Annotated in this window: 27 protein-coding genes; 8 read left to right on the forward strand and 19 right to left on the reverse strand. The window is 44.4% G+C overall.

Going from position 1 to position 24531, the window contains the following annotated elements:
* The first annotated feature begins 20 nt into the window (after positions 1–20).
* The 3 genes from NWE73_RS10530 (at position 21) to NWE73_RS10540 (ending at position 3903) form a co-directional block, all read left to right on the forward strand.
* Positions 21–1211: a clostripain-related cysteine peptidase gene (locus NWE73_RS10530; RefSeq protein WP_277578281.1), complete on the forward strand. Its 1191-nt coding sequence runs from the start codon at positions 21–23 to the stop codon at positions 1209–1211.
* Between the two features lie 182 nt (positions 1212–1393).
* The gene (locus tag NWE73_RS10535; protein WP_277578282.1) at positions 1394–2584 is read left to right on the forward strand and encodes a clostripain-related cysteine peptidase; all 1191 of its coding nucleotides are present in this window, start codon (positions 1394–1396) and stop codon (positions 2582–2584) included.
* 401 nt (positions 2585–2985) lie between these two features.
* On the forward strand, positions 2986–3903 hold the full coding sequence (locus NWE73_RS10540) for an HNH endonuclease (RefSeq protein ID WP_277578283.1): 918 nt from the start codon (positions 2986–2988) through the stop codon (positions 3901–3903).
* A 331-nt stretch (positions 3904–4234) separates the two neighbouring features.
* Here NWE73_RS10540 and NWE73_RS10545 read toward each other — a convergent pair whose 3' ends face one another.
* The 8 genes from NWE73_RS10545 to NWE73_RS10580 all read right to left on the reverse strand — a co-directional run bounded on the left by NWE73_RS10545 (position 4235) and on the right by NWE73_RS10580 (position 10620).
* Complete coding sequence (locus NWE73_RS10545; protein ID WP_277578284.1) at positions 4235–4735, reverse strand: hypothetical protein; 501 nt, start codon at positions 4733–4735, stop codon at positions 4235–4237.
* Positions 4736–5180: 445 nt separating this feature from the next.
* A complete protein-coding gene (locus NWE73_RS10550) occupies positions 5181–6365 on the reverse strand; it encodes a hypothetical protein (RefSeq protein ID WP_277578285.1) in 1185 nt (394 codons plus the stop codon).
* Complete coding sequence (locus tag NWE73_RS10555; RefSeq protein ID WP_277578286.1) at positions 6362–6802, reverse strand: hypothetical protein; 441 nt, start codon at positions 6800–6802, stop codon at positions 6362–6364. Before NWE73_RS10555 ends, NWE73_RS10550 begins: the two co-directional genes overlap by 4 nt.
* 327 nt (positions 6803–7129) lie before the next feature.
* Positions 7130–7564, reverse strand: coding sequence for a hypothetical protein (locus NWE73_RS10560; protein WP_277578287.1), 435 nt, complete (start codon positions 7562–7564; stop codon positions 7130–7132).
* A 240-nt stretch (positions 7565–7804) separates the two neighbouring features.
* A complete protein-coding gene (locus NWE73_RS10565; protein ID WP_277578288.1) occupies positions 7805–8236 on the reverse strand; it encodes a BLUF domain-containing protein in 432 nt (143 codons plus the stop codon).
* Positions 8229–8648, reverse strand: a complete 420-nt coding sequence (locus NWE73_RS10570; protein ID WP_277578289.1) for a MaoC family dehydratase — start codon at positions 8646–8648, stop codon at positions 8229–8231. The genes NWE73_RS10565 and NWE73_RS10570 overlap by 8 nt, the downstream gene beginning before the upstream one ends.
* 10 nt (positions 8649–8658) lie before the next feature.
* On the reverse strand, positions 8659–9975 hold the full coding sequence (locus NWE73_RS10575) for a PhoH family protein (protein ID WP_277578290.1): 1317 nt from the start codon (positions 9973–9975) through the stop codon (positions 8659–8661).
* Between the two features lie 141 nt (positions 9976–10116).
* Positions 10117–10620: a PilZ domain-containing protein gene (locus tag NWE73_RS10580; protein ID WP_277578291.1), complete on the reverse strand. Its 504-nt coding sequence runs from the start codon at positions 10618–10620 to the stop codon at positions 10117–10119.
* Positions 10621–10742: 122 nt separating this feature from the next.
* On the opposite strand from NWE73_RS10580, the gene NWE73_RS10585 reads away from it, so the two are divergent.
* The gene (locus NWE73_RS10585; RefSeq protein ID WP_277578292.1) at positions 10743–11636 is read left to right on the forward strand and encodes a TonB family protein; all 894 of its coding nucleotides are present in this window, start codon (positions 10743–10745) and stop codon (positions 11634–11636) included.
* 37 nt (positions 11637–11673) lie between these two features.
* On the opposite strand, the gene msrB is transcribed toward NWE73_RS10585, so the two are convergent.
* On the reverse strand, positions 11674–12093 hold the full coding sequence (msrB, locus tag NWE73_RS10590) for a peptide-methionine (R)-S-oxide reductase MsrB (RefSeq protein ID WP_277578293.1): 420 nt from the start codon (positions 12091–12093) through the stop codon (positions 11674–11676).
* Between the two features lie 89 nt (positions 12094–12182).
* On the opposite strand from msrB, the gene NWE73_RS10595 reads away from it, so the two are divergent.
* Entirely contained in the window at positions 12183–12752 is a 570-nt protein-coding gene (locus NWE73_RS10595) for an outer membrane protein (protein ID WP_277578294.1), read from the forward strand.
* Between the two features lie 50 nt (positions 12753–12802).
* A complete protein-coding gene (locus tag NWE73_RS10600) occupies positions 12803–13783 on the forward strand; it encodes an aminopeptidase (protein ID WP_277578295.1) in 981 nt (326 codons plus the stop codon).
* 2 nt (positions 13784–13785) lie between these two features.
* Here NWE73_RS10600 and NWE73_RS10605 read toward each other — a convergent pair whose 3' ends face one another.
* From NWE73_RS10605 to NWE73_RS10615, 3 genes are read right to left on the reverse strand one after another with little or no spacing between them, the layout of a single operon-like run.
* Positions 13786–14289 (reverse strand): hypothetical protein, encoded by a 504-nt coding sequence (locus NWE73_RS10605; protein WP_277578296.1) that lies wholly within the window; start codon positions 14287–14289, stop codon positions 13786–13788.
* Between the two features lie 50 nt (positions 14290–14339).
* Positions 14340–14822, reverse strand: a complete 483-nt coding sequence (locus NWE73_RS10610) for a hypothetical protein (protein ID WP_277578297.1) — start codon at positions 14820–14822, stop codon at positions 14340–14342.
* Between the two features lie 4 nt (positions 14823–14826).
* The gene (locus NWE73_RS10615) at positions 14827–15432 is read right to left on the reverse strand and encodes an RNA polymerase sigma factor (RefSeq protein ID WP_277578298.1); all 606 of its coding nucleotides are present in this window, start codon (positions 15430–15432) and stop codon (positions 14827–14829) included.
* 317 nt (positions 15433–15749) lie between these two features.
* On the opposite strand from NWE73_RS10615, the gene NWE73_RS10620 reads away from it, so the two are divergent.
* Positions 15750–16004 (forward strand): hypothetical protein, encoded by a 255-nt coding sequence (locus NWE73_RS10620; RefSeq protein ID WP_277578299.1) that lies wholly within the window; start codon positions 15750–15752, stop codon positions 16002–16004.
* A 23-nt stretch (positions 16005–16027) separates the two neighbouring features.
* Here NWE73_RS10620 and NWE73_RS10625 read toward each other — a convergent pair whose 3' ends face one another.
* From NWE73_RS10625 to NWE73_RS10635, 3 genes are all read right to left on the reverse strand, one after another.
* Positions 16028–16873, reverse strand: coding sequence for a hypothetical protein (locus NWE73_RS10625; RefSeq protein WP_277578300.1), 846 nt, complete (start codon positions 16871–16873; stop codon positions 16028–16030).
* Between the two features lie 161 nt (positions 16874–17034).
* Complete coding sequence (locus tag NWE73_RS10630) at positions 17035–17967, reverse strand: diguanylate cyclase (protein ID WP_277578301.1); 933 nt, start codon at positions 17965–17967, stop codon at positions 17035–17037.
* A gap of 138 nt (positions 17968–18105) precedes the next feature.
* Positions 18106–19014: a S1 family peptidase gene (locus NWE73_RS10635; RefSeq protein ID WP_277578302.1), complete on the reverse strand. Its 909-nt coding sequence runs from the start codon at positions 19012–19014 to the stop codon at positions 18106–18108.
* 238 nt (positions 19015–19252) lie between these two features.
* On the opposite strand from NWE73_RS10635, the gene NWE73_RS10640 reads away from it, so the two are divergent.
* The gene (locus NWE73_RS10640; RefSeq protein WP_277578303.1) at positions 19253–19663 is read left to right on the forward strand and encodes a DUF3465 domain-containing protein; all 411 of its coding nucleotides are present in this window, start codon (positions 19253–19255) and stop codon (positions 19661–19663) included.
* A 40-nt stretch (positions 19664–19703) separates the two neighbouring features.
* On the opposite strand, the gene NWE73_RS10645 is transcribed toward NWE73_RS10640, so the two are convergent.
* From NWE73_RS10645 to NWE73_RS10660, 4 genes are all read right to left on the reverse strand, one after another.
* The gene (locus tag NWE73_RS10645) at positions 19704–20921 is read right to left on the reverse strand and encodes a glucose-6-phosphate isomerase (RefSeq protein ID WP_277578304.1); all 1218 of its coding nucleotides are present in this window, start codon (positions 20919–20921) and stop codon (positions 19704–19706) included.
* 81 nt (positions 20922–21002) lie between these two features.
* Positions 21003–22145, reverse strand: a complete 1143-nt coding sequence (locus NWE73_RS10650) for a metallophosphoesterase family protein (RefSeq protein ID WP_277578305.1) — start codon at positions 22143–22145, stop codon at positions 21003–21005.
* A 2-nt stretch (positions 22146–22147) separates the two neighbouring features.
* Positions 22148–23518 carry a hypothetical protein gene (locus NWE73_RS10655; protein ID WP_277578306.1) on the reverse strand — a complete coding sequence of 457 codons (1371 nt, stop codon included), beginning with the start codon at positions 23516–23518 and terminating at the stop codon, positions 22148–22150.
* 163 nt (positions 23519–23681) lie between these two features.
* The gene (locus NWE73_RS10660; protein WP_277578307.1) at positions 23682–24413 is read right to left on the reverse strand and encodes a substrate-binding periplasmic protein; all 732 of its coding nucleotides are present in this window, start codon (positions 24411–24413) and stop codon (positions 23682–23684) included.
* Positions 24414–24531: the final 118 nt, after the last annotated feature.

Genomic DNA, 24531 nt, shown 5'->3' on the forward strand with positions numbered 1-24531 from the left:
GGACCTTCATGGAGGAAAAAATGAACCACCACTTGTCGCGCGTTTTAGTATGTCTTCTTTTGTTGATCGGCACGTCGTATTCGCACGCTGCTGAAGAAATGAAAGAATGGAACTTTCTAGTTTACATTAATGGCGTTAATAACCTGGATAGCTTCGGTGCTCAGAATATCAATCAAATGGAAGAAGTCGGTTCTTCTGACAAAATGAATATCCTGGTGCAATGGGGTTCCGCTAAAAATCCCAACGTCACAAGACTTCTGGTCAAAAAAGACAGCGACAAGAAAAATGTAACCTCACCCGTTGTGCAAAACCTTGGCGGTGCGGACATGGGCGACTGGAAAGAACTTGTTCGCTTCGTTGAATGGTCAAATCAAAACTACCCGGCAAAGCACTACTTCATCGTAGTTTGGGATCACGGCAGCGGTTGGCATATCGCGAAAGCTAACAACACCGGCACGCACATCCAGGATATCTCTTGGGATGATCGCACTGGCAACTATATGACGACAGAACAACTTGCTCAGGCTATGAGTGAATCTGCAAAGATCATCGGTCATAAAGTTGATATCTATGCATCGGACGCTTGCTTGATGGGAATGGTCGAAGTTGCCTCTGAAATGCAAACTGCAGTTCAGTACTATGTGGGTTCTCAGGATGTTGAGCCCGGTGCAGGCTGGCCGTACAATACTTTCCTGAGCAAATGGTCTTCACAAATTGATTCACTCAGTGCGAAACAAGTCGCAACTTTACTTTCTAAAGACTACGCGGCTGCCTATAACGGTGGAATCTATGGTAAAAGACCTGTCACTATGTCGGCCTACGATATGTCTTATATCTCAGCTTACGAACAAGCCTTCAAGAAAGTGGGCCAAGAGCTTAGCAACTTGAACGCGGCTGATATTGCAAAGGCCAACAGAGCGGCTTCGGCAACGAAGTACTTTACGAACTGGGACTACAGAGACTCTCTTGATTTCCTCACTCAACTTGAAAAAAATGGGGTGACGGCGGGTTCATTTGCAGATCTTCGCGCAGCTCAGAACAACTTCGTTATGTCGAACGATCAAACTCAAGACCAAAAAACTTGGGGTGTATCCGTTTGGCTTCCAACCAGCAGCAGTGACTACGACACTTACGCTCAACGCTATGAAGGTTTGAAGTTCCATCAAAATTCTGGATGGGGTTCATTCCTGAAAAGACTGATCAAGAAATAGAGTTTTTTGAACTTTGATTTCTTCAAATGTTTTCTGAATCAAAAAGCCTGGGAATAAAACCCCGGGCTTTTTTTATGATGTCCTTGCACGACCATAGTCTAGTTATGAGCTCCCTCCCTAGTCTAGCTCCAGAATGGAGATAACCTAGCATCTGACACAAAATTCCGTGTCATGGAGTAAAAATGAATCAGCTGTTGTCGCACGTTTTTGTATGTCTTCTTTTGCTTCTCAGCACGTCCTACTCGCATGCCGCTGAACCTGTGAAGGAATGGAACTTCCTGGTCTTCATCAATGGCGTTAACAATCTGGATAGTTACGGCCCTCTGAATATCAATCAAATGGAAGAAGTTGGGTCTTCAGAAAAAATGAATATTCTGGTGCAGTGGGGTTCTTATACAAATCCCAACGTCACAAGACTTCTGGTTAAAAAAGACAACGATAAAGCCAATGTCACCTCGCCTATCGTGCAAAACCTGGGCGGCGCCGACATGGGCGACTGGAAAGAACTCGTTCGTTTTGTAGAGTGGTCACAACAAAATTATCCAGCAAAACATTACTTCATTGTGGTTTGGGATCATGGCAGCGGCTGGCATATTGTAAAGGCCAACAACAAGGGTGCACATATCCAGGATATCTCGCAGGATGACCGCACTGGAAATTTCATTACCACCGAACAACTGGCACTAGCCATGAATGAGTCTGCCAAAATCATCGGCCACAAAGTGGATATCTATGCGTCCGATGCCTGCTCGATGGGGATGGTGGAAATTGCTTCTGAAATGCAAGAGGATGTTCAGTATTACATCGGCTCTCAAGATATTGAGCCCGGCGAAGGATGGCCGTACAGCACGTTCTTAACCAAATGGTCTTCGCAAGTGGAATCCCTCAGCGCAAAGCAAGTCGCAGTTCTTCTTTCGAAAGAATTCATGGCCGCCTACGATGGTGGAATTTATGGCAAAAAACCTGTGACGATGTCTGTTTATGACCTGTCACAAATTTCCAACTACGAGCAAGCTTTCAAACAAGTGGGCCAAGATTTAAGCCGTTTGAGCCCTGCTGATCTTGTAAAAGCAAACAAAGCGGCTTCAGACACCAAGTACTTTTCAGTCTGGGACTACCGGGATTCTTTGGATTTCCTATTTCAATTGGAAAAAAATGGCATCACGGCTGCTTCCTTCGCGAAGCTTCGTGCTGCTCAAAACAACTTCGTTATCACCAATGACCAAACTCAAGATAACAACACCTGGGGTGTTTCAGTTTGGCTGCCCGTCGATAATGACGACTACAGTGAACACGCTCAACGCTACGAAGGTCTGAAGTTTCAAAAAAATTCAGGCTGGGGCGTTTTCTTAAAACGTATGATTCTGAAGTAGGGCTGTCTTCACATCGACTTACTTCGCGAGCTATCGAAAGAAAAGCCTGGGAAAATCCCGGGCTTTTTTTATGTCTCTGCATCCCTACTTCATTGGCAAAAAATTCTATTGAAGGAAATAAACTTTCCAAAAAAGTTAAATTAAAAATTAACTTTAATGAAATTTCATTTGACGTGGTTTTTCAATTTATAGGATTCGTTCCATGCATCGCAAAGAATCACAGCTGGACCGGCTATTCTTAATCATCAGCTTCATTCCAATGGCCTGTTAGTGACCTCCTATTAGCTATTCTGCTTCTCCAAATCAATGGCAGATCTCCTCGAGATTTGTCCTAAAATCCATATTTAAAACCCATGCTATACCCTTAAAAAGAAACGGCACACCCGTAGCGGAGGTAGATCATGGATATCAAATTGTTTTCAAACTCAGAACTCATGACTCGATTTGGAAAACTTGTCCAAACCGAAAGAAAGATCACTCATTTGGTTCTTGAGTGCATTGCCGAAATTGATACGCGGAAAATATATCTGGAAAGAGCCTACCCCAGCCTTTATGAATTCTTGGTAAACGAATTTGGTTATAGCCCCTCATCGGCTGTTCGCAGAATTGAATCCGCTCGACTTCTTCGAGATGTTCCAGAAATGTCCCAGAAAATAGAAGCCGGAGCCTTGAACCTTTCGCAGCTTTCAAAAGTTCAACAAGCGATTCGTACTGTTCAAAAGACCGAGGATCGCAAGATGGATGCTGCAGAAAAACGAGATCTTCTAAAAAAGATTGAATATACCACGCAAAACCAAACGGAACTGATTCTGGCACAAGAGCTGTCGCTGCCTATATTTTCAGAGGAGCGCGAAAAAATTCATCGTAATGAATCCGTGACTTTGACCATCACATTTACAAAGGAACAAATGGCCTTGTTAGAGCAAGTCCAAGATATGATCGCGCATAGTGTTCCAGATAAGAAGTGGTCTGCGGTATTGAGTTATCTTGCTCAGAAAGAAGTTGAACGACGAACCCAAACTAAACGTAAAGAGGTGCAAAAATCTTTCTGCAGTCCCCCTAAAGAGGATCGCTCTTACATTAGAAAAACCATCCGCCCCAATCTTCGAAAATCCATTTTGGGACAGGGAAAATGCTGTGAGTATCAAGATCCCCTGACAAAGAAAATCTGCGGCAGCACTCGCTTCTTGCAGATTGATCACATCCAACCTGTCTGGGCTGGCGGCGACAACAGTCCTCAAAATTTAAAGGTGCTTTGCCAACAGCACAATAGTTTCAAATATGCGAAGGAGTCAGGACTACACCCGCTACGGGTGTGAAGGTTCAGAATCAGAAAGTAGAAAACCCGCTGATTGGTAAGTCCGCGGGTTTCGTTAGTTTCTATAGTCAATTTTCTAGTTCTATAAATCTCTAAATATTCGCTAAATAATCGCAAATGGCTTGTCCTAATTTTTGATCCACTCCATTAGACATATAAGTTGCCTTCGAAAGATCGAGTTTTAGCACATCTCTCGTCAAGCCTGGCTCCAGGTCAGGATTACGCATAAAAATAGCCAGAGCTTTTCGGCCACTGGCTATTCAGTAAATTCTTAAAGACCACTCAGCTATGAATAAAGATTTTAAGCCGATATTTATTACGAAAATCAGGAGTTACATTGGATTAGGAAAGCTATCGAATTGACCAGATTTATACCATACTTTGAGGTAACAATTTTCCCCGTTAAACACATCAGCACAAATCTTTTTCATCTCAGAAAAATCACTTTGCTTAAGCGAGCCCAAGCTCTCGTGAACATTTCCCTCTGCTCCAATAGACCAAGCGTATGTTAAAGGAAAATTATTAAACATCAATGATCCATTTTTGAACTCTAGCTTACCAGAAGACATGCAAAGCTTACTGTCATTAAATTCAGTCTTCATGACAGTTGCGTATATACACTTCACACTTCCTGCCCCCTGACCAAACGAAGTAAGAACGACTGGTTGCACTTCGCCCTTGTTAACTTCGAAGTAAAGGCTTCCATCGCTTTCATAATTTAACTTGGAACTGGGTTTTCTCGCTTGCCCTTTATCCTTTGAGGATAACGAAATCCCCGCAAACGAACTGAGAGATATAAAAAATATGACTGCTGCACTCGTGAAAAATTTCATAACATCCCCTTAAGATATAATGTTAAGAACTATCATAATGGACATACCTCACCACTAGGTAGTCTAGAATTTTTTGAACCTATTGGACTCTTCAGTTGTTCATCAGAAAAAATATTTTTAATCCACGTCGTAATCAAAATACAGAAAACTCTCTACCATCACAGCATCGAGGCTCAGACATTTAGACACAGTGTGATTGTGACAAACACCGATCAGGCACAGATTAGAAAGCTGTGTGAGATAATCAAGATAGCTGTTTGGGCTGGCGGCGACAACAGTCCTCAAAATTTAAAGGTGCTTTGCCAACAGCACAATAATTTCAAATACGCGAAGGAGTCAGGACTACACCCGCTACGGGTGTGAAGGTTCAGAATTCGAAAGCAGAAACCCCGCTGATTGGTAAGTCAGCGGGGTTCGTTAGTTTCTATAGTCAATTTTCTAGGGGTTACTGAACGCCCTTGGAGGTCTCGCTTTTTCCTTTAGGGGCAGCCCCACAATTATCTAAATTAGAAAATTCAAGCTGCGCCGAGGTTATATAGAATTGCTCATTGTCTTTGTTCTTCGACACGTATGCGATTTCATCATCTGAAAGAAAAACTGGGTAGTACAAGTCAGTTCTCTTTTGCGATTTTAGAGGGATAAGTTTTTTGTTTTTCCGGTCGTACAAAAACAAACTCAAATTTGTCCCATCGTCTTTAGGAAGTCTAAACTGGTTAGTACCAATTTTATTGCCCCCATCGACATGAAATGCAAGAAAGCGCCCATTAGGACTGAAATCAATTTTTCCCACTAATGATGGGATCTCGGCTACGACCGCGCAAGTCGCAATAGAGTATACTTTGGTGCTTTGGCTTTGAGGATCATAAGTCGAAAATTCCGTTCCATCTTTGCTGAGCATTGGAAGTGCACTATTGATTCCCGTATTAGTGTTACACATTGGTTTGGCATCACCTAATGGAGTAAGCTTCTGATTTGATGGATTCCAAGTGTACTCTTTAAGCATGATGCTCTTTGAACCTTCATAGAGCATTCTATAGCGGGTTTCTTTGACGTTTTTAACAACACCAAGGGACTGATAATTTTCACTTACGGTGGCGTCGAAAGCCGTCAAATTATAGGCCTTTGGGTTACTCTTATCTTTGGTATAAAAGCTCATTCCACTCGCCAGATATGTTGCTTTCTGCGCTTTAAGTGCAGAAAGCGTCAATGTCGTTGGCTGCCAATTAAGTGTGTTTGGACGTCTTTTTTCGACGATTTGAGTTGAGCCAGTATACCTGTACTCAATTTTTTCCAGCTGCTCTTCACTTATTGATTCTGGGGACTTTGGCGTTGCGTCTGCTCCCAAATAGACAACATCCCCCGGGACGGCAAGTAATACTCCATCAGGCGAAGGGACCGGGTCAATTATACCGGCGACATTTGTTGATTGGCCCGTTTGAACATTCATAATCATATTTTTGCCGGAGAGAGTAGCAAAACCGACTTCTTTTGTTTTTCCTGATGGTCTTAGAAAATAGCTGACGCCATCTGGAGCTAAGATCTTCTTTTCATGACTGAAAGATGCTTCTGTAGAGCAATATTTTGTTTGTGCGAACGAACTAAAACTAAGAAAAATAACTGTTAATATCATTTCAGATACATTCCTATCATTCGATCAAGTTCCTCTTTAGATTTATATCCTGGAGTTGTTGGACCGCTAAAACTTCCGTGCTTAATCAAAAGGTAGCTGGGATAATGTACACGTAAGCCTCGTTCAATGAGCTTGCTTGATTGAATCGTTTTTAAATATGTATCTGGCCACTGATGCTTAAATGCTACCTTTTGAGCTAAGCTGAAATCACAATTTGGATCGAGAACTACGATGAGCTTGATCTTATTGGATTTTGTAAACTGAATAGCTTCGTCGAGTCCTTTTATAGATAAAGGCATGTGTGGAGACCAGGTGAAGATCATGACATTATCGACTTCACCAGATCTTAATGTAGACTCTAGATCGGCATTAGAAAAATATGAGCTGCCACTTGCCCAGCTCAAATGAAATGATAGAAGAATCACTAAATATGACATCCTCTCATTCTATCAGTCTCTCTCTTTAGTTTCATAGCAGAATTGATTCTTCGATAGCTTCTGGACCTGACGGTGACAATTGAGGCTCAACCCCTGAGACGCGGTGTGGTTGTGACAAACACCGACAGTCCTCAAAACTTAAGGGTGCTTTGCTAACAGCACAATAATTTCAAATACGCGAAGGAGTCAGGACTACACCCGCTACGAGTGTGAAGGTTTAGAATCCGAAAGTAGAAACCCCGCTGATTGGTAAGTCAGCGGGGTTCGTTAGTTTCTGTAGTCGTTTTTTAGTGTTTTGATTGAAGCTGATTCTTAAAAAAGAAATGGCTATTGAATGCCCTTTTCATCCTTTGGGGTTTTGGATTTTTTGGGGCTCGGTATTTTCCCTGAATTATTTAAACCCACGGAAGTGGCACTATCGCTTTTGCAAACATAGAATGCGCCTATTTTTTCGCCTTTTCCTTCAGGGCATTTGCTGGCGGAATCATGCAGCAGACAATCTGTCATAAGCATTCCCAAACCACCCATGCGGTCGCTGATTCGGGCATCACATCCATATTTTGTCTTCAAATCTCTGATCATTTGAATACACTCATTGTCTGATAAGTTCTCCAACATAACAGTAGTGACCTCTGAAACAACGTTGGGATCTAACTCTTTGCAAGCTTCTGCTTTGCAATCACATCCATCAAGGGTGCATTTCAAATCTGCAAATGAGAATTGAATAAAAACAGTGATCAACAAGAAAATGACGACTCTCATACACCTTCCTTTTTTATAAATGTTACATCATACCGTAAACAGGCTCAAATTTTTCATCAAATCAAGACCTAGGCTCGAATCAATTAGAACACGATAGAAACAATGCCTCATTACCATCACAGCATTGAGGCTCAATCCTCGAGACACGGTGTGATTGTGACAAGTACCGTGCAGGCACAGATTAGAAAGCTGTGTGATGTAACCAAGATAGATGGAGCCAACACTTCACTTGTGGTTTTCTTATTTAAATTCAGGAGCGGAGGCGCGGAACTTGCGGACCATTGTTTGGATAACGACTTTGTCGCTCATGCCGGATTTTAGGCACAGTTCAAAAAGCTCTATGAGATCCACTGTTGAATTTGCCTGGATATCGCCATCCAGAAAGGCCATGGACCAATCCGCGAACAATCGCACGGGACTGTCAGCTTCAAGCAACACACGCAATTTGAAATTGCGATCGTCATCTTTAATTTTTGCGACTAATTTTAAAACTGACTCTTTGTTTCCTTCTAGGACCTGAAGGAAGTAGCCTTCGCGATAGATCAAAACACCAGTGATATCTTCTTTGGCGTTATGCGCGCGAGAGACGTCGAGGATATCGCGAATATCAGTATAGCTAATATCCTCAACGGCATGACTTAAATAAACGAGCTGAAAGATAGGTTTAGGCATGTTCCATGTCGGCGCCGACCATGATCACAGCTTCGCCTTTTACAACCATGTCACCATTTTCTTTGGTCACATTCGTTTCAACAGTTGCGATACCTTTTTCTTTGCGAACCGCAGTGATCTTGATCGTCACAGTGATCGTGTCGTCAATGAACACTGGGTTCACGAATTTCAAAGATTGACCCAAATAAACGCCGGCGCCACCAATACATTCGACAAGTGCGCGAGAAATCAACGCACCCGAAATCATACCGTGAGCAATACGGCGTCCAAAGCGAGTCTTGGCAGCAAATTCTTCGTTCATATGAATTGGATTATAATCGCCAGATAACTCTGCAAACTGCTGAACCATTTTGTCAGTCACTTTTACAGTAATCGAGTTCGTAAATCCAACGTCAACGTTTCTTCCTGCCATCTTAAAACTCCTAAAGAATATTTGCAGCCAGCTCAGCCAGCTCTGATCTTTCACCTTTTGTGAGAGTTACATGGGCCGCAATTGGATGCCCTTTGAATCTCTCCACTGCGTAAGTCAAACCACTGTTCGCAGAGTCCACATAAGGATTATCGATCTGATAAACGTCACCGGTGAGGACTACTTTGGTCCCTTTTCCGGCACGGGTAACAATTGTCTTGATCTCGTGCGGAGTCAAGTTTTGTGCTTCGTCCACAATCAGGTACTGCTTCGGAATGCTGCGACCGCGAATGTAAGTCAAAGGCTCAATATTGAGCATCCCTTGATTGATTAATTCTTGCGCACGACCCGCCGCTTTCTTGTCTGAACCCATCAAGAACTCAACGTTATCGAAGATAGGCTGCATCCACGGGTTCAATTTCTGTTCAATATCCCCTGGCAAGTAACCGATGTCGCGGCCCATTGGGAAAATTGGACGCGAAACGAGCAATCTTTGGAATTGGCCTTGATCCAAAGTCTTATGAAGACCCGCAGCAATTGCCATCAAAGTTTTACCGGTACCCGCTTTACCCACCAAAGAAACAAACATGATTTCGTCATTCAAAAGACAATCCAAAGCAAAAGCCTGCTCGACGTTGCGAGCATGAATTCCCCAGATTGAATCCGCGGCTTGATTCAAAGGCACAATGGCTTTTTCCGCCAAGCTGTAACGACCAATCGCCGAGTGATTTGGATTTGCTTGATCTTTCATGATCACATACTGATTGCCGTAAAGTTTCACTTCGGTTGCAAAACGCTTCTCTTTGTAGAACTGATCGATTTGCTCAGAGGAAACCATGATCTCTTGATAACCTTCGTAAAGATCATCACGATTAATATCATTGGTTTCGTAGTCTTTTGCGATCACACCGTAAACGTCCGCTTTAATACGTAGATTGATGTCTTTAGAAATCAATTCCACTTTGTAGCGGGGATGTTGTTTTTGCAAAGCCAGCGCCGTATTCAAAATACGGTTGTCTGCTTTTTGGTGATCCAACTCTGAAGGCATTCCGGCAAGCATCAAATCTGTGTTGATGTAAACCATTGTTTCAGAGTTTTCGATTTGCACACCACTTGCCAAAGGACCCTTCGCGCGAAGGACGTCGATGAAGCGGCTGAACTGACGCGCATTGCGTCCGTTTTCACCTTGGTCTCTTTTGAATTTATCAATTTCTTCGATAACGGAGATAGGGATGTGAACATCAGCTTCTCCGAAACGCAAGATGGCCTGAGAGTCGAAAAGGATCACATTGGTATCAATTACAATTTTTCTGCGCTTTGCTTTACTCAAGGACACCCTCCGTGCTGATTGGCTGTTCTCTGGCAAAGCCAAAGAAGTGGGATTTGCAACATCCGGTTGCAGTAATATACCACAACTAAATTGCAACAAATCCCAAGACCAAAGTCTACGGAAAAGGCTTATGAAATGAAATTAAGAGATATGAGAAACTACGACATCGCCTGAATCTGTTTTCAGACTAGCGCTGACAGTCTCAATGAACTTCACAAAATGATGGAGCGCAACATCATTCATCGTGCCTTTTACAAAATTAGCACCATGACGAACAACGCCTTCTTCTTCAATCACACGACCATTGGAAACACGAATCGTGAATGGGAAATAAGTGGTGTGATTTAAGTACACACGCATTGCTACTTCTTCACCTTGCTGGAAAGAGCCTTCAAGCATATCCAATTCAAAAGCCAAACCATTTTCAGAGATGTCATACAAGGCAACCTTCATCAGGCCTTTTTCAGGAAGGATCACAAAAGCACCCACGAACTCTGTCAAAATAGTTCGTTTCACTTCACGGCGGTCTCTGCTCAGGATTTCTTGACGTGCCTCAGTAATATCATAGACCTCTGCTACTTTAGTGTTTTTTTCCAAAGAGTTTTCAGATCTTAGGCGCGTGTTAAACTCGAGAACTTTCCCCATTTTTCCCCCATTAATGTCTCTTCTTATCGGCACGATCCTGTCCCAACTTTAGCCACTTTCAGCGAGGTCGAATCAACCACACCCGACTTGCACTAAGGTCTAGTTTGTCTCATAATGGGATTATGAAACGTGTTTTAGAGGCCATATTTGCCAGTTTTATATTCCACTTCCTGCTTCTGCTGGGTGTGGTTCTCTTGGCACCGCGTTTTGAAAACAAGCCTCCGGAAGTCATTGAAATCTCTTTGGCTCCTCCACCAAAAACTGAACAGAGGAACGCCACGAAAAAAGAACAACAGGTGGTTCGCCAAGCGCTGGTTCCGGATCGCATGAAAGCCCCCGAAGATGAAACCTTGGCGCGCTTTCTTTCAGAACAAAAACAAAGAGTGAAGCAGGAAACTCAAGCTGCAGATAACGGTATGACTGAAAATCGCAGCAACCAGTCTTCGCAAAAATCACCACAGAAACAAGAACAGAAGCCTCAACAAAAACAGCAGGCGCAAAAAGAACAAACTCAAGAAAAAGATAAAGACGGCTACAGAACTGTCGACATCTCAAAAGAACTCAACGAAATGAATCGCCTGAACGAGGGCCGCTCCATGGTTGGTGAATCTTTGCCCACTGACGTGAAAGTCGGTTCTTTCACCGCGCTCAATACGGATAGATATTTATTTTATACATTCTATGCGCGCATTGAAGAACTCGTAAGATTTCGCTGGGAATCTCGAGTGCAACAGGCTATCGACAGCTTTGACAGAATGACGGCGGTCAACGCCGGCGGCAAAAACTGGAACACTCAGGTTGAGTTTTTGCTGGATAGGAAAGGCTTTCTTCAAAAAGCCATCATCATGAAAGAATCAGGGATTAAGTCTTTCGATGCGGCCGCGGTCAACGCTTTCAAAGAAGCACGAATTTTTCCGAATCCACCGCAAGAAATGGTTCAAGACGATGGTTACATCCATCTGAAATTTACCTTCACGGTGAATTATCGTCCGCCCGTCCTCGTAGATCGCAATTAATTAACGCGACTGCGACACCAAAAGTGTGTCCGTACCCCTACTCTTTTTTCTTCGGTACGAATTTTAGTGATGCGGAGTTTATGCAGTAACGAAGACCTGTTGGTCCTGGTCCATCATCAAAGATATGACCTAAATGGGAATTGGAACTTTTAGCTCGGACTTCTATGCGAGTCATACCGTGAGAATAGTCAGGCAGTTCGACAACCGCTTCTGGTGTGATCGGGCGAGTAAAGCTGGGCCATCCTGTACCGGAATCAAACTTGTCTTCACTCGAAAACAAAGGCTCTCCAGAAATGGCATCTAAATAGATTCCAGCTTCGTGGTTGTCCCAATAAGCATTTCTAAATGGGGCCTCGGTGCCGTTCTCGACCATGATCTTATACTGCTCAGGCGTGAGAAGTTTTCGTAATTCAGCTTCATCTTTGGGAAGTCCACACTTCAAGGGTTTTTCACTCATACTTTGGTTGTAATCGGTCTTGGCTCTTTAGTCCAGAGGTCAGCAGATTTCGTGTTACTCACCACACTCCCTTGGTAGGATAAACAGATATGAAAAGATTATCTCTGTTCTTGGTCGCAGCACTTAGTTTGGCTTCACTTTCAGCAAATGCAATGTACACCGAGCTTGGTGCCTCTTACGGTTACAAAACTCAAACTTATGATGCCAACAATAACAATAGAACTGAATCCTTAACCGGCTCTATCTCTTTATACTTCTGGGAGCGCATTGCTCTGGAACTGAGCTACACGGACGCAACAGCGATAGTGGAATCCAAAGCCTACACGGCGGATCCTAAACGTACCACAAAACAGCAATCGCAAATTATGGGTGCCGACTTGATTTTCATCTTGGCAGACAAGAAGGCACTTTTCCAACCGTATATCAAAGGTGGAATGGCGCAAATCAAACGTACGCAGACTATCAAAATCGAAGGTCAAGACACTTACTCGAACGATCCTGAGAACGCCGTGGCACCCAGCTATGGTGTGGGTTTAAAGGTCTCTTTAACAGACAGCTTCGGACTGAAATTCAGCTATGATGCCTGGAAGACTCCGGTAGGTAACGACACACAAACTGACGACTCCGCATTCCGCGCCGGTATCACTTGGGTTCTGTAAAATTTCTGATTTTATTATTTCCCCTGCTCGCCGGCTGCCAAGTCAGCTATTTGTTCTCGTCAGCTTACAATCAGATGAAACTTCTGAACAGTCGCATACCGATTGATGAAGCACTTAAAGATCCAAATATTTCACCGGAAGAAAAAAAGAAACTGGAACTCGCGCAAAAAGCGCGTGCTTTTGCTGAAAACGATCTTCATCTGAAAGCCACCAAGAACTATACCTCTTATGTCAAATTAGATCGTCCCTACGTCACCTATGTCGTAAGTGCAGCTTACAAATGGGAGCTTAAGCACTACCAGTGGTCTTATCCTTTTGTCGGCAAGATGCCCTACAAAGGATATTTCAATGAGGACGATGCCAAAAATGAAGAAGTGGAATTAAAAAAGGAAGATTTGGATACTTATATGCGTGGGGTTGCCGCTTACAGCACACTGGGATGGTTTAAAGATCCACTCCTAAGCTCGATGCTACGCTATACTGATTATGATCTGGTCAACACAATCATCCATGAAACTGTGCACGCAACTTTGTACATTAAGCACGAAGCGGACTTCAACGAACGCCTGGCCAACTTCCTGGGCAACAAGGGTGCAGAGATGTACTACTTGAAAACTGAAGGCCCCGACTCCAAAACACTCCAAGAAGTTAAAAAAGACAACGCTGACGACAAGTTGTTTTCAGAATTCATCTCCAAAGAACTTAAAGACCTGGGCGAGTGGTATAAAAACCTGCCTGCAAACGATCACGCCGAGGAAAAGCGCACCGAGCGCCTGGCTGACATTCAAAAAAGATTTAAAGAACAGGTCCTGCCTAAAATGCAAACCAAGGGCTATGAAAAGTTCAGCAGTGCCAAGCTGAACAATGCGCGCCTGCTTGTATTTAAAACTTATATGCAAGACTTGAGTGATTTCGAAAAACTTTATGAGCTTTCAGGTCGCGACTTCAGCAAGTTCATCGAAAAGTGCAAAGAACTTGAAGGAGCCAAAGATCCCTCAAGTAAACTCAAAGAGATTATCGCACATATTTAAGATTATTTTTCTTCAATCACTTTCGGTGTCGGAAGAGTTTTCTTGTCTGACTTAACCGGAGGTGCATCCGGATTGGCCAACATAGATTTGATTCGATTCGTAAGATCCTGCTTGATCTGGACATACTGAACAAATCGATCTGCCCCCAGCAAAGGTTTGAGCTTGTCGAACTCTTCCTCACTCACATGATTATAAGATTGCAGCGTCTTACGATAGTGCGTGAGTTCTTCCTCGCGCTTTTTGGTATTCGCCGCCTTGCTCATTTTCTCGACCGACTCCAGCAACGAATGATTGAGATCGGCTTTTCTCTTGTTGAGGCCTTTCACAATCTCTGTGAACTTTTTTTCCTCAACAGGAGAAAGCTTTAGCTCGTCACTCATTTTCCAAATGAAGAGCTCTTCCAATTGATTTCGTTTTTCAGATGTTTGAGCAAAGACAGTTTGAGGCAGAATGCCAACTGTAAGAACCGTGGTAAGCAAAACTATTTTAAGAACTATCCAGCGCACGTCATCATCCTGCCTGCACTCCAACCTCGTTGGAGTAGACTATGGGGTGATTAGCGCACGCTTTCCCCCATAATTTTGTTGAACTTAGCTACTGATAAATTTTCAAATGATTCGCTAGCTACGTCTACAAAAAAGTCCGATTCAGTCTGAGTGCTGATTAAAGTCTGGGAAAGATCTTCGGGGGCTAACAAGGCCTCCGCAACGATGCGTTCATGACCGTCACTCAAAAGACCTACACGTTGCATGGATTGGTTTACTTTTGACACCTGAGTCAAAAGTAAAGATGACAGCACAAACACTGACATCAAACCGCCAACGGGATAAAGCCATCCGCGCCAGTGAGAGCGCAGCAGATTTCGCGGCGTCATCAATACTGGAGCTGGTGCCATTTCAGCCTCTTCGACTTTGGCCATGATTTTGTCGTGAAGCTGATCGAAAAAATCATCGCTCATCGACATCTCAAAATTATCGACCGCTTTTACTTTTTTGCGAACCTTATCCAAGCGCACGTTTTGATCATCCATACGGTCCATGCAACTATCCTTCTGCTTCCGCAAATTTATGATTCATCTCAGTAAAGAAACCACCAACTTCCTCAGTCCAGTTTTTGAGCTCTTCTTGCTGCTCAAAAGTGGTGCGAAGTTTCATCAAAGCGTGGCGGTAGTTCGCTTTGGCTGTGTCATACGGGCATTCCATAATCTCAGCGATCTCGTTGAAGCTCATATCCTCGTACACACGAAGTACCAAAGCTGTCTTTTGTTTCATTGGCAACTTATCTACTTCTTTTTGAAGTATGTCAGCCACCGCCGTGTGGACCAGAGTGTGTTCAGCCTCCGCAGCTACTGCCAAGTGCACGTCTTCCACGTCGACCGTGTCACGCTTAAACTCACGCAGTTTATTGCGTGCCGTGTTCACGCCAATTTGGAACAACCAGCTTTTGAAGGATGCTCTTCCTTCAAAGGAGTTCAGTTTCTCGTAAGCTTTAATGAAAGCTTCCTGAGTTACATCCTCCGCTACATCCATGTCTTTCACGAACCTCAAACTCAAGCGCAGCAAACTTCTCTGATGTCGTTTCACGAGTTCGGAAAAAGAGCGTCTATCCCCAGACTTCACTTTTTCGACCAGTTCAAGATCTGTTAGCACTATTAGATCTCTCTCCATACTTTGACTCGTTTCTGTCTATTTTCGGTTAACGTTCTGAATTTTTTTCCAGAAGAGCCATTCTGCCCCCCTTCAGCCCCCGGTAAATTCGCCCCCAAACCCGCGGTGCCTACACTGTTTCATATAAGCAACGTTGATGCCAAAATGTGCAGAGTCAAAGTGACTCTAAATATATGAAACTATTTAGGAATTACGCATTTTGTTATGACGCACATAAGAAAAACTTATGGGCCCTTTTCTAACAGCCTAGGTTGACTTGAGGACCCCCAAAATCAATCCTAAAGGGGTCGGAGGTTTAAATGAAACTGATCGGAATTTTAGCGTTTCTTTTACCTGTCTATATATATGCGGAGACGACTGCCAACAATGCCCCCGTTGAAAACACCGAGGCCCAGGCGCTTCCTCCAGAACCGACACCGCCACAGCCTGATCGTCCTGACACCACACTGGTGGGAACCAAAAAGCAGCACAAAGAGGGCAAGAAGAAGGCCGATCAAAAGATGAAGGAGGCTGGAAAGAAATCTCCAGAGCCTCCTTCGAATGTTTCACCTTAAACTTTTTATGGACTCCGCTCCGTCTAGCGTTGAGCTAGTTGAGAGCGCATATCTGTAGACTTAAGACCCAAGCGGCAGTAGTTGCTCTTCGCATAGGCATAGGCCTGATAAGGCGATGAGTTGCGGCTGGTGTAAGGGACTGAGTTGTATTCATTCAAATGAGTCATGCCCTTTTGATAATGAATCGTCCTGATATCGCGATAGTTACTGTCAATCACCTCAAGGTCATATCCCATGAGGGTCTTATTCATATCAACGACCAACCAAGCATGAGCCATGATTCCCGGGATCTGTAGCTTCTGATAAGTTACATGCCCGCGTTTCACTTCCTGATAAAGTTCATCCATCATGACTTTCAAAGTTCCCGGCTCAACTCGCGTTCGGCCCGTAATTCCACGCAACCAACCAAATGCAATGCCCTCGCCAATTTGCCAGCGATTCAAAGCACTTTGAATTTCGCGGTGATAGTCCGTCGAGAACTCATAAAGATTGTGATAGCCGGGAACTTCCACAACAGCCCTGCCATCGACAATATCGGCGATAATTTCCACAGCTTTCTGGCGATCCGCGCGACGAAGATCAGGTCGATACACCGCCACATAGGTCGCATTTCTGGTAAACATGGAATGCCACCAACACACACCACCATTACCAATGCCGCCACTATTCAAAAAAGAAAGGCGATTTTCATAGCTGTAAACCAAACTTTTAAAATAGTTCACATCGGAAGCGCCGGTGCAATATTCTTTTCGACTGGTGGGGGCTTTCACACTTCCCGATTTATTAATCTCTGCCGCGTGCAAGAGTGACGAAAACAAAGTCGTCACAACAAGAGTCATTCCATAAAAAAACGTGCGCGATTGAATCATAAGGACCTCTATCAATATTTGAGTGAAGGCCTTCATAGCAAGTGTTATTTATTTTGGCTCGTTAGGAAATGGCAACAACGAGGACAAGCATCCACCGGAATATGTCGCAAAAAAAAGGCGCCTCAATGGGCACCTTTTTCTTTAATATGTCTTAATGAAATCTAAGGAGCAATTGTGGTGCGGTTTCGCCCGCCTTGCTTTGATTGATACAAAGCTTTGTCAGCGCGGTCGTAAATCTGACTCCACTCGGTCTCATGAGGTTGCTTCGTCGCGACCCCCACTGAAATCGTAAGAGGGATCTTCTTGTTCTCAAAAACAAACTCGCTGGTTTCGATGGTATGACGAATACGCTCACCCACTTCTCCAGCCACTTTTGCGTTTGAGCCCGAAAGAATCAAAACGAACTCTTCACCACCGTATCGGGCAAAGAAGTCATTCGCACGAATCAACTTCGTGATCACGATGCGGCACAATTCTTTAAGAACGTAGTCACCACCTGGATGTCCGAAGGTGTCATTGATTTTTTTGAAATGATCGATATCGAAAGTCACGATACTGAGTGGCTCGTTCAACACTTCGGAACGTTTCACAGCCTCAGGGCCTTTTTCAATCAAGGCACCTTTTGAATGTGCGCCCGTCAAAGCATCCTTCTGAGACTTTTCGTACATCGCTTGGTTCGTGATCGCTTCCAAACTTCCTTTCTCAAGGAATTTGAAAATCACATTACCTGTTTTAATTTGATCATTATTTTTCAACAAACAAGATGCCAACGGTGGCAAAGCCTGACTGTTTACGATGGTCTTATTGGTGGAGCCCAAATCAATGATGGAAACTTCACCGTTGTTGACAGCAAACTTTGCATGCGAGCGACTCAAGCTTTTGTCATCAATATAAACTTGGCTCTCAACCGAGCGTCCGATAACGATATCATTCGCAGTGATAGGATATTGTTTTCCAACGTATCCTGGAGGACCAATCAACACCAGAATCGCCGGTGGAACTTCATCAGCTTCGCGCAAGCGTCCCTTGAAAGTATCACTTGCGACGATACTGGTTTTTTCTAAATTATCGGAGCTGTCATCGTTGTGAGCCATAAAGAAAATTATAGAGCCCACAAGCGACGAATGACAATCAAGCATTGTTCAATTTTCTGTTCGCTGGTCACTGGCCTAGCACAATTGTCGCTACGACCTTTGTCTTGATGTCAAAATGAGACGACCAACTACCAGCCGCTATTTCTGCACAGGCTCAGCGATGATCAAACCATAATTGCTATTTGCTTCCAGCTTCTGTGTCTCTGTTGAGATCCAGGATAAGTATGGCTGAACTTTTGTATAAATCGTTTTACCAACACAAACCGCCTGAGGATCTGACTTAATATCCGCGCGGCTGGTCACACCCGCCAGATAGTTCTGCCCTTTCGAACTGACATACGCCGGCCCCCCGGAATCGCCATGACAAGCTCCCTCACCATTGGTGTTATCAATCTGCATTTCCGTCTGTGTAAAGTTGGGATCCGCGATCTGCACAGTGACCTTCAACAGCTCCGTGGCATAAGTTTGCTTCACGCCATCGGTTTCGCCAAAGCCTGCCAGAGTGACTGGCATCTTCGCAGCAAGAACAGCATTGGCAGGAAGTAATGTCGCAGGCACATACCCCTCAGGCAGTCCCCCTGTAAATCGAAGCAATGAAAGATCGCCCCAGTTTTCATCACTATTGCCAGAGAGATGCTGCCAGTTTGGTGCTGTCACACCGGCAACAACTCGACGAACCAGCTTATTTTGAGAGATCGTTTGAAAGAAGGCTTTAAAATCTGGAACCTGATTTGAGAAGAGCAAAATCAATTCTCGCGGATTCTTAGAAGAGCAATGACCCGCTGTCAGAATGATATCTTGAGAAAGGATTGTGCCCGTGCACGTTTCCAAGCCCTTAATGATGGTATGACCCTGTTGATCTTTTGCGAGATCCACATGAAGCAGCTGCACGGTGGAAATATTGATCGGATCCTGCTCCCCAACAGCAGTGCCACCGATGATCGCGGAAGAGTTTCCAGTTCCAATCATTTGATGGCTTTGTGGCGCACATCCAGTGCCTAAAACCACCCCCAAAAACACTCCGAGAACTCGTTGTGAAACCCCCATAAGACCCCTCCTATTTGGGAGCGTGTTAGAATCCAATTTGCTGTTTCATGCAAGCTCTTTATTTAACTTTTGTTAATTTTCCCGATAAAAACCCAATAAAACAGCCCCTTAGGTGTCCTTAAGATTGTCAGCTACGGTTGTTTTTTCAAAGCCTCTCCATCGCAGAAAATTCCTCTATCTCTTTTCTGCTCTTTTTAATAAGTTAACTTTTGTTAAACCCAAACGAAGTGAGGATTTCATGCCCAAGTCGCTCTTTACTGTATTGGTTTTGCTCTCAAGTTTGATTTCTGCCCGAGCCCTTGCGCTTGCAAAGGATGACTCGGCCCTGATCCGCGCGATCCATGACGACCGCGGTGTTAACTATATAGAAGCCGGACAAATGGTCGTTGAGGAAATTCTGCCTGATGATAATCAAGGCCTTCCTCATCAAAAATGGCTGGTCCGTTTAAGTGATAACAGCTCGGTGGAGTTAGTCTATAACTCTGACATGGGGGACAGAGTCCCGCTTCAGGTTGGAGAAGTTATGTCGGCAGGAGGGCAACTGATTATGGCGCAGCAGGGACCTCTGTTGCATTGGTTGCATTCAGATCCGAAGCAACATCGCCCTGATGGCTATGTTTACGTCAATGGCACGTATTACGGGAAGTAAGAACCAGAAGCTCCGGCAGGCCCGGAGCTTCTCTTAAGCTTTAAACTTTTTTAAGCTTTGCCTTGGCCAAAACTTTTCCAAGTTCGACCCCTGGTTGGTCGAAGGCGTTAATTTTCAGATATTCACCAAGGCCTGCGACAACCAACTGCCAAAACATGAACATATAGCCCAATGTTTCTTCATCCAATGCCTTGGCTTTCAAGGTCATCGTTGCGACTCCATTTTGATTTAAAGCCTCTTGTGTCGCCAGGGCCTCGGCACGAAGAAGTTCACCCATGGTGCGACCGTGAAGATCCGCTGTTTCTCTAAAATGTGTTTTATGAATTTTCTGCGATCCACCCTCTGATTCTTCGACACGCATAAAGATCACGAATTTGTCTTTCGTGCCTTCCATCACTTGCTGAAGAATGGAATGTTGATCAGAAGCCCCAATGGCCCACATCGGGGTGCTCACTCGCGGAGCGGTACCACCCGCACGGTTTTGTTTCTTCCCCAAAGACTCTGCCCACAACTGCTGGAACCAGCTGCCAAAATTTTTCAAGCGTGAGTTGTACGGCCACAACAAAGTGATCCACTCTTCGCGCTGATAACTTTGCAGCACTTGCGCCATCGTTTGAGTCACCAGAGCTGTGTCTAGCAAGGCTCTCTTGGCACCCACGCGCATTTTCTCAAGATCCAAACCCAAGTATGCTGCCGGGAACATTCCCACTGGCGACAGAACCGAAAATCTTCCGCCGACGTCCAAAGGAATTTCACACTCTGGAACATTGTGCTTACGCGCCCATTGAGTCAGGGAACTGTCTTTCGTTTCAGAGATCACGATGCTGTGCTCTGGCAAGCTGAGTTTTTCATCATGATAAATTTGTTCAAGCAGTTCTAAGGCGCACAAAGACTCGATTGTCGTTCCGCTTTTGGAAATGAATGCCCAGGCCACGTCTTTAAGACTACCCAACTCTTCAATCAGAGTTTCAAACTCTAGCGCATCGACATTGTCGACGAAGAACAGTGATTGCGAGCGAAAAACTTCTGCGATCACACGCGTGCCCAATGAGCTTCCGCCCAAACCTACAATCACCAGTTTTTTGAACTTCGCCGCGAAGTCGGCTCCGTGTTTATGAGACTGCTGCCACAGTTGAATTCGCTCCACCAATTGCGGGAAACCAATTTCTTTTCTTTCCATGAAAAGCTTCAAAGAAGCTTGGCATTCTTGAAGAAGAGTATTTTGAATGGGCTGACTTGAGTGTGAAATTTCCAACATATATTTCTCCGCCGGACTGGTTTGCACTCCGGCTTCGCCGGACTGGTTTGCACTCCAGCTTCGCTGGAGTAGGCGGAAAAACTACGAGATCGCGACGTCTTCCTCGATGCGATGATAACCCTTCCACTCTTTCAGACGACCGCGAGGGCGTCCTCCATCTTCAGGGTATTCGATGAGCACGTACGTAAGCTTCGTGATTTTTCCTAAGGACACAATATCCAAAGAAGTGAGCTCCGTCCATGTTCCTGTATTAAAATATTCTTTGTTCTCGCTCCATTGACGATATTGATAAACGTGCGTGTGTCCAAAGACCACTGTATGCACACGGTCATCATTCAAAATCTTACGCGCTGATTCACTAAGATCAGGGAAGATCGCGCTTTCCAGAATAACCTGGATGATTCTTCTAATCGGCCAATGACGGCGAGGATCTGCAATGAAGGCACTTTTGACGAAATAGACTAGAGCCATAAAGAAGGCTTTCACCATCGTCATAGTCTCATTGACCATCCCCCAGCGAACCATTTTACCGAAAGGGCGAATTTTATCGACATGGGGATAGGTCTGTTTGATCTTTAATACCACTTCCAAAAAGAAGTGCGATCCAAATGGCAAGTTCAGAATGGGTTCAACCAGATTCTTCTTTAGGAAGAATTTTTTAGGATCCATACGGTTGGCGGCTTCATGCATATGACCATGCTCAATATGCACACCATCGAAGAAATAAACGATGTTTTTAAAACGAACTGGCGCACCCACGACTTGATTTAAGAACGCACGACATGCGGGCCATAGCATTCCTTGATCGTGATTTCCCACGATATAAGTAATATTATTGCCGGGCTTCGCCGCAAACTCTGCCATCGCCTGAAAAACAGAGGCATGTCCCTTAACAATATCTTTCAGAATCTCAAGTGTTACAGCTTCAGTGATCACCGAAAGGAAATGACCTTTGTAGTCACACTGCAGGAAATTGAAGAAGTCGCCATTGATTATCAATTCAACTTCGTAGTCGCGATAGATCCCCGTGGAATAGTAGTGAATGAACTCGACAAGCTTTTCACCATAGTAAAACTCTTCCAAAGAGTTCAACCCACCTTGTGGCAGCAGACGTCCTTTGCCCAAATGCAAATCACTCACGACAACTTTGATTTTTTTGATAGGCGCGGGCTTGGCGACGACTGCTGTGCCGTCGCTGGACTCTACTGTCGAGGTGGACTCCATACTTACTCTGCTTTCTTAAATGGCGTGAGGTTCTCCTCTTTGACCTCTAAGTTCGTCAGAGCTAAACGCAGGGCGCGTTCGGTACGTTTGAACTGGTCTTGGTTCGCCTCGAGGGTCTTGTTAAGTTCAAGACACTTCTTGCGATAATTATCCAGTTCCTGAGAAAGCTGATCAATCTTTCTTTTCTGGTCCAGAATATACTCATCTTTAGACCGAACTAGAGCGGCCTTTTCAGCGCGCAACAGTTCCAATCTGTTTTCGAGTTCTCTTTCACGGACACGGATCTTTTTAAAATCGGATTTAAGTCGAGTTTCCAGCTCATCAACTTTGATACGAGCCTTCGCAACTTCGTTTTCCTTGTATTGAAGATTGCCCTTCAAAATAAGGATTTCACTGTGTGCGGATTCACGAACTTCCTCTTTTTCTTTTTCCAAAGAAGAAATACGCACCGACAATTCATCTGTGCGCGAACGAATGATCTCACCAGCCGAAGCCAGTTCTTCATTTTCTGCGCGAAGATGCTCAGTTTCTTTTTCAAGTTCAAGAATACGCTGTTGGGCAAGTTTTAAGTTTTCCGCCTGTGCCAAGCTGGCATCGACGGACGTTAAAACATTGGCTGCTCCCGTGCGACTGCTGCCGCGGAAGTTCCCGACACTAACTTTGACATCAACATCAACATTTTTGCGTGCACCCAAACGAGCATTCGCAAAACCATCTACTGCCAAAGTTTTATCTTCAGCACCAGTAGCCAACGACGACGTCAAATTTAAATCTTGTTGAATAGAGATCGTTTTGTCTTCACCGCCCGCAGAACCGGCACCAGGGCTGCCAACAGGGCGTGTCGCCTCGTCATCAGAAGCGCTTTCGTATGTGTATGCTGGTGGCGGAGAGAATAAATCATCAGCGGATTGATAACCTGGATCCGATGAAGGACCACTGTACTTTTCCTCCTCTGCAGAAGGAAGAGACATGAATCTTTCAGAAGCTGGCAAATCACCAAAGCCTTCGGGAGCAGACAAATCCAAAGCACCTGAATCACTGCTTTCGTAGCCATCGTTGTCGGCAGCATCGTATTCTGATTCTGCACCACCCGTGAACTCTGAAGCATCTATTTCTTTCTCAATCTTCACGCCAATGTCTTTTTCAAGACTGTCCCAAAGGTTATTGGAACCTGAATTCGTGCCATCAACGCGATGATCATCCGCCTCCAGAGGCATACCCGAGAAGTCATTTTCGTCTTCTCCTGAGCTCATAAGAATATTGCCGTTGCCGCCGTCATTGTATGACGACTCGGATTGAATCTCCTTGAGATCATCCATCAATGACTCAATAAGGTTTTCGGCTGCTGAAGAGTTCTTATTCTTTTTGCTCATAGGCTATTGGAAATATCGGCATTTTCTGGATCTGCCTTGAGGACAAAACAAAATAGGGTCGAGATCAGGATCTTAGTCTGGATCTTGGTCTGGACAGTCTCGAATTGGCACATTCGCGATGCCCTAAGCCCTCGAAAATTCATGGCTTTTCAATTGGACTTGGCTAATACAGCTGCGGCGAATCGGATCCGGTATATCGCTTATAGATTTCCTTGAACTCTTTGCCCTTACGGAACTGGCGAAGATTCTTATTCAGTCGATCCACCAGCAGCGGTGAAGTCTTCAAATTGAAAGCCACAAAATAATCTATCTTGTAAAGTCTTGTGATTCTTTTGAATTTCAATTGATACAGTTTTTCATACGCCGCCTGACTGACTTCGGTCATGATATCTAAATCCAGCTTTCCTGAACGCATCAGCTTGTAGCGTTCAACGTCGTCATCAATATGCTGAACCTTGAATCCCAAGTGCTCTAAAAACTCCACAGGATGATCCCCTTTGATCCCAGAGACCTTGTACTTTCGAAGATCCAAGGGATTGCTGGTGGGACGAATTTTGGAGTTCTCCAGAGCGACTAAGTAAAACGTGTCTTTCAAAATGGGCCCCACCCACTTGAATAGCTTTTCGCGCTCAGGCTTCCTGGAGATCGTAAAGATAAAAGAATGATCCTCTTCTTGAGCGCGGCGAAAGCCTTCCGCCCAAGGCAAGAGTACAATCTGCGCAGAGATTTTTTCAGTTGCGAAAAGACTGCGGATGATTTCGGTCGACACCCCTGCAATTTCAGAATCTTTTTTGAAGTTAAAGGGAGGAAACTCTTCGGTATAGCCCTTCCAAACCGACTCTGCCGGCGCTTGGGAAGATATTATTAGCGACAGAATAACGAGCCATAACCGCATAAACAAAAGTAAACATGCTTTAGTCGTCAAAGCAATCGGAAAGGCCCATGCTCTCGAGGGTTAGAAATAAAAAAGGCACTGATTCAACATCAGTGCCTTTTATTCAATTAAAATTCAA

The sequence above is a fragment of the Bdellovibrio svalbardensis genome (genome assembly GCF_029531655.1).
GTDB classification, from domain to species: Bacteria; Bdellovibrionota; Bdellovibrionia; order Bdellovibrionales; family Bdellovibrionaceae; genus Bdellovibrio; species Bdellovibrio svalbardensis.

Coding starts and splice junctions, on each gene's coding strand:
- NWE73_RS10545 (WP_277578284.1), bottom strand. CDS start 4,735: ATGAAATTTTTCACGAGTGCAGCAGTCATATTTTTTATATCTCTCAGT.
- msrB (WP_277578293.1), bottom strand. CDS start 12,093: ATGAGTGAAAAACCCTTGAAGTGTGGACTTCCCAAAGATGAAGCTGAA.
- NWE73_RS10555 (WP_277578286.1), bottom strand. CDS start 6,802: ATGTCATATTTAGTGATTCTTCTATCATTTCATTTGAGCTGGGCAAGT.
- NWE73_RS10570 (WP_277578289.1), bottom strand. CDS start 8,648: ATGGCAGGAAGAAACGTTGACGTTGGATTTACGAACTCGATTACTGTA.
- NWE73_RS10645 (WP_277578304.1), bottom strand. CDS start 20,921: ATGTTGGAAATTTCACACTCAAGTCAGCCCATTCAAAATACTCTTCTT.
- NWE73_RS10650 (WP_277578305.1), bottom strand. CDS start 22,145: ATGGAGTCCACCTCGACAGTAGAGTCCAGCGACGGCACAGCAGTCGTC.
- NWE73_RS10540 (WP_277578283.1), top strand. CDS start 2,986: ATGGATATCAAATTGTTTTCAAACTCAGAACTCATGACTCGATTTGGA.
- NWE73_RS10640 (WP_277578303.1), top strand. CDS start 19,253: ATGCCCAAGTCGCTCTTTACTGTATTGGTTTTGCTCTCAAGTTTGATT.
- NWE73_RS10660 (WP_277578307.1), bottom strand. CDS start 24,413: ATGCGGTTATGGCTCGTTATTCTGTCGCTAATAATATCTTCCCAAGCG.
- NWE73_RS10565 (WP_277578288.1), bottom strand. CDS start 8,236: ATGCCTAAACCTATCTTTCAGCTCGTTTATTTAAGTCATGCCGTTGAG.
- NWE73_RS10535 (WP_277578282.1), top strand. CDS start 1,394: ATGAATCAGCTGTTGTCGCACGTTTTTGTATGTCTTCTTTTGCTTCTC.
- NWE73_RS10550 (WP_277578285.1), bottom strand. CDS start 6,365: ATGATATTAACAGTTATTTTTCTTAGTTTTAGTTCGTTCGCACAAACA.
- NWE73_RS10560 (WP_277578287.1), bottom strand. CDS start 7,564: ATGAGAGTCGTCATTTTCTTGTTGATCACTGTTTTTATTCAATTCTCA.
- NWE73_RS10595 (WP_277578294.1), top strand. CDS start 12,183: ATGAAAAGATTATCTCTGTTCTTGGTCGCAGCACTTAGTTTGGCTTCA.
- NWE73_RS10655 (WP_277578306.1), bottom strand. CDS start 23,518: ATGAGCAAAAAGAATAAGAACTCTTCAGCAGCCGAAAACCTTATTGAG.
- NWE73_RS10635 (WP_277578302.1), bottom strand. CDS start 19,014: ATGGGGGTTTCACAACGAGTTCTCGGAGTGTTTTTGGGGGTGGTTTTA.
- NWE73_RS10580 (WP_277578291.1), bottom strand. CDS start 10,620: ATGGGGAAAGTTCTCGAGTTTAACACGCGCCTAAGATCTGAAAACTCT.
- NWE73_RS10610 (WP_277578297.1), bottom strand. CDS start 14,822: ATGGACCGTATGGATGATCAAAACGTGCGCTTGGATAAGGTTCGCAAA.
- NWE73_RS10530 (WP_277578281.1), top strand. CDS start 21: ATGAACCACCACTTGTCGCGCGTTTTAGTATGTCTTCTTTTGTTGATC.
- NWE73_RS10625 (WP_277578300.1), bottom strand. CDS start 16,873: ATGATTCAATCGCGCACGTTTTTTTATGGAATGACTCTTGTTGTGACG.
- NWE73_RS10630 (WP_277578301.1), bottom strand. CDS start 17,967: ATGGCTCACAACGATGACAGCTCCGATAATTTAGAAAAAACCAGTATC.
- NWE73_RS10620 (WP_277578299.1), top strand. CDS start 15,750: ATGAAACTGATCGGAATTTTAGCGTTTCTTTTACCTGTCTATATATAT.
- NWE73_RS10585 (WP_277578292.1), top strand. CDS start 10,743: ATGAAACGTGTTTTAGAGGCCATATTTGCCAGTTTTATATTCCACTTC.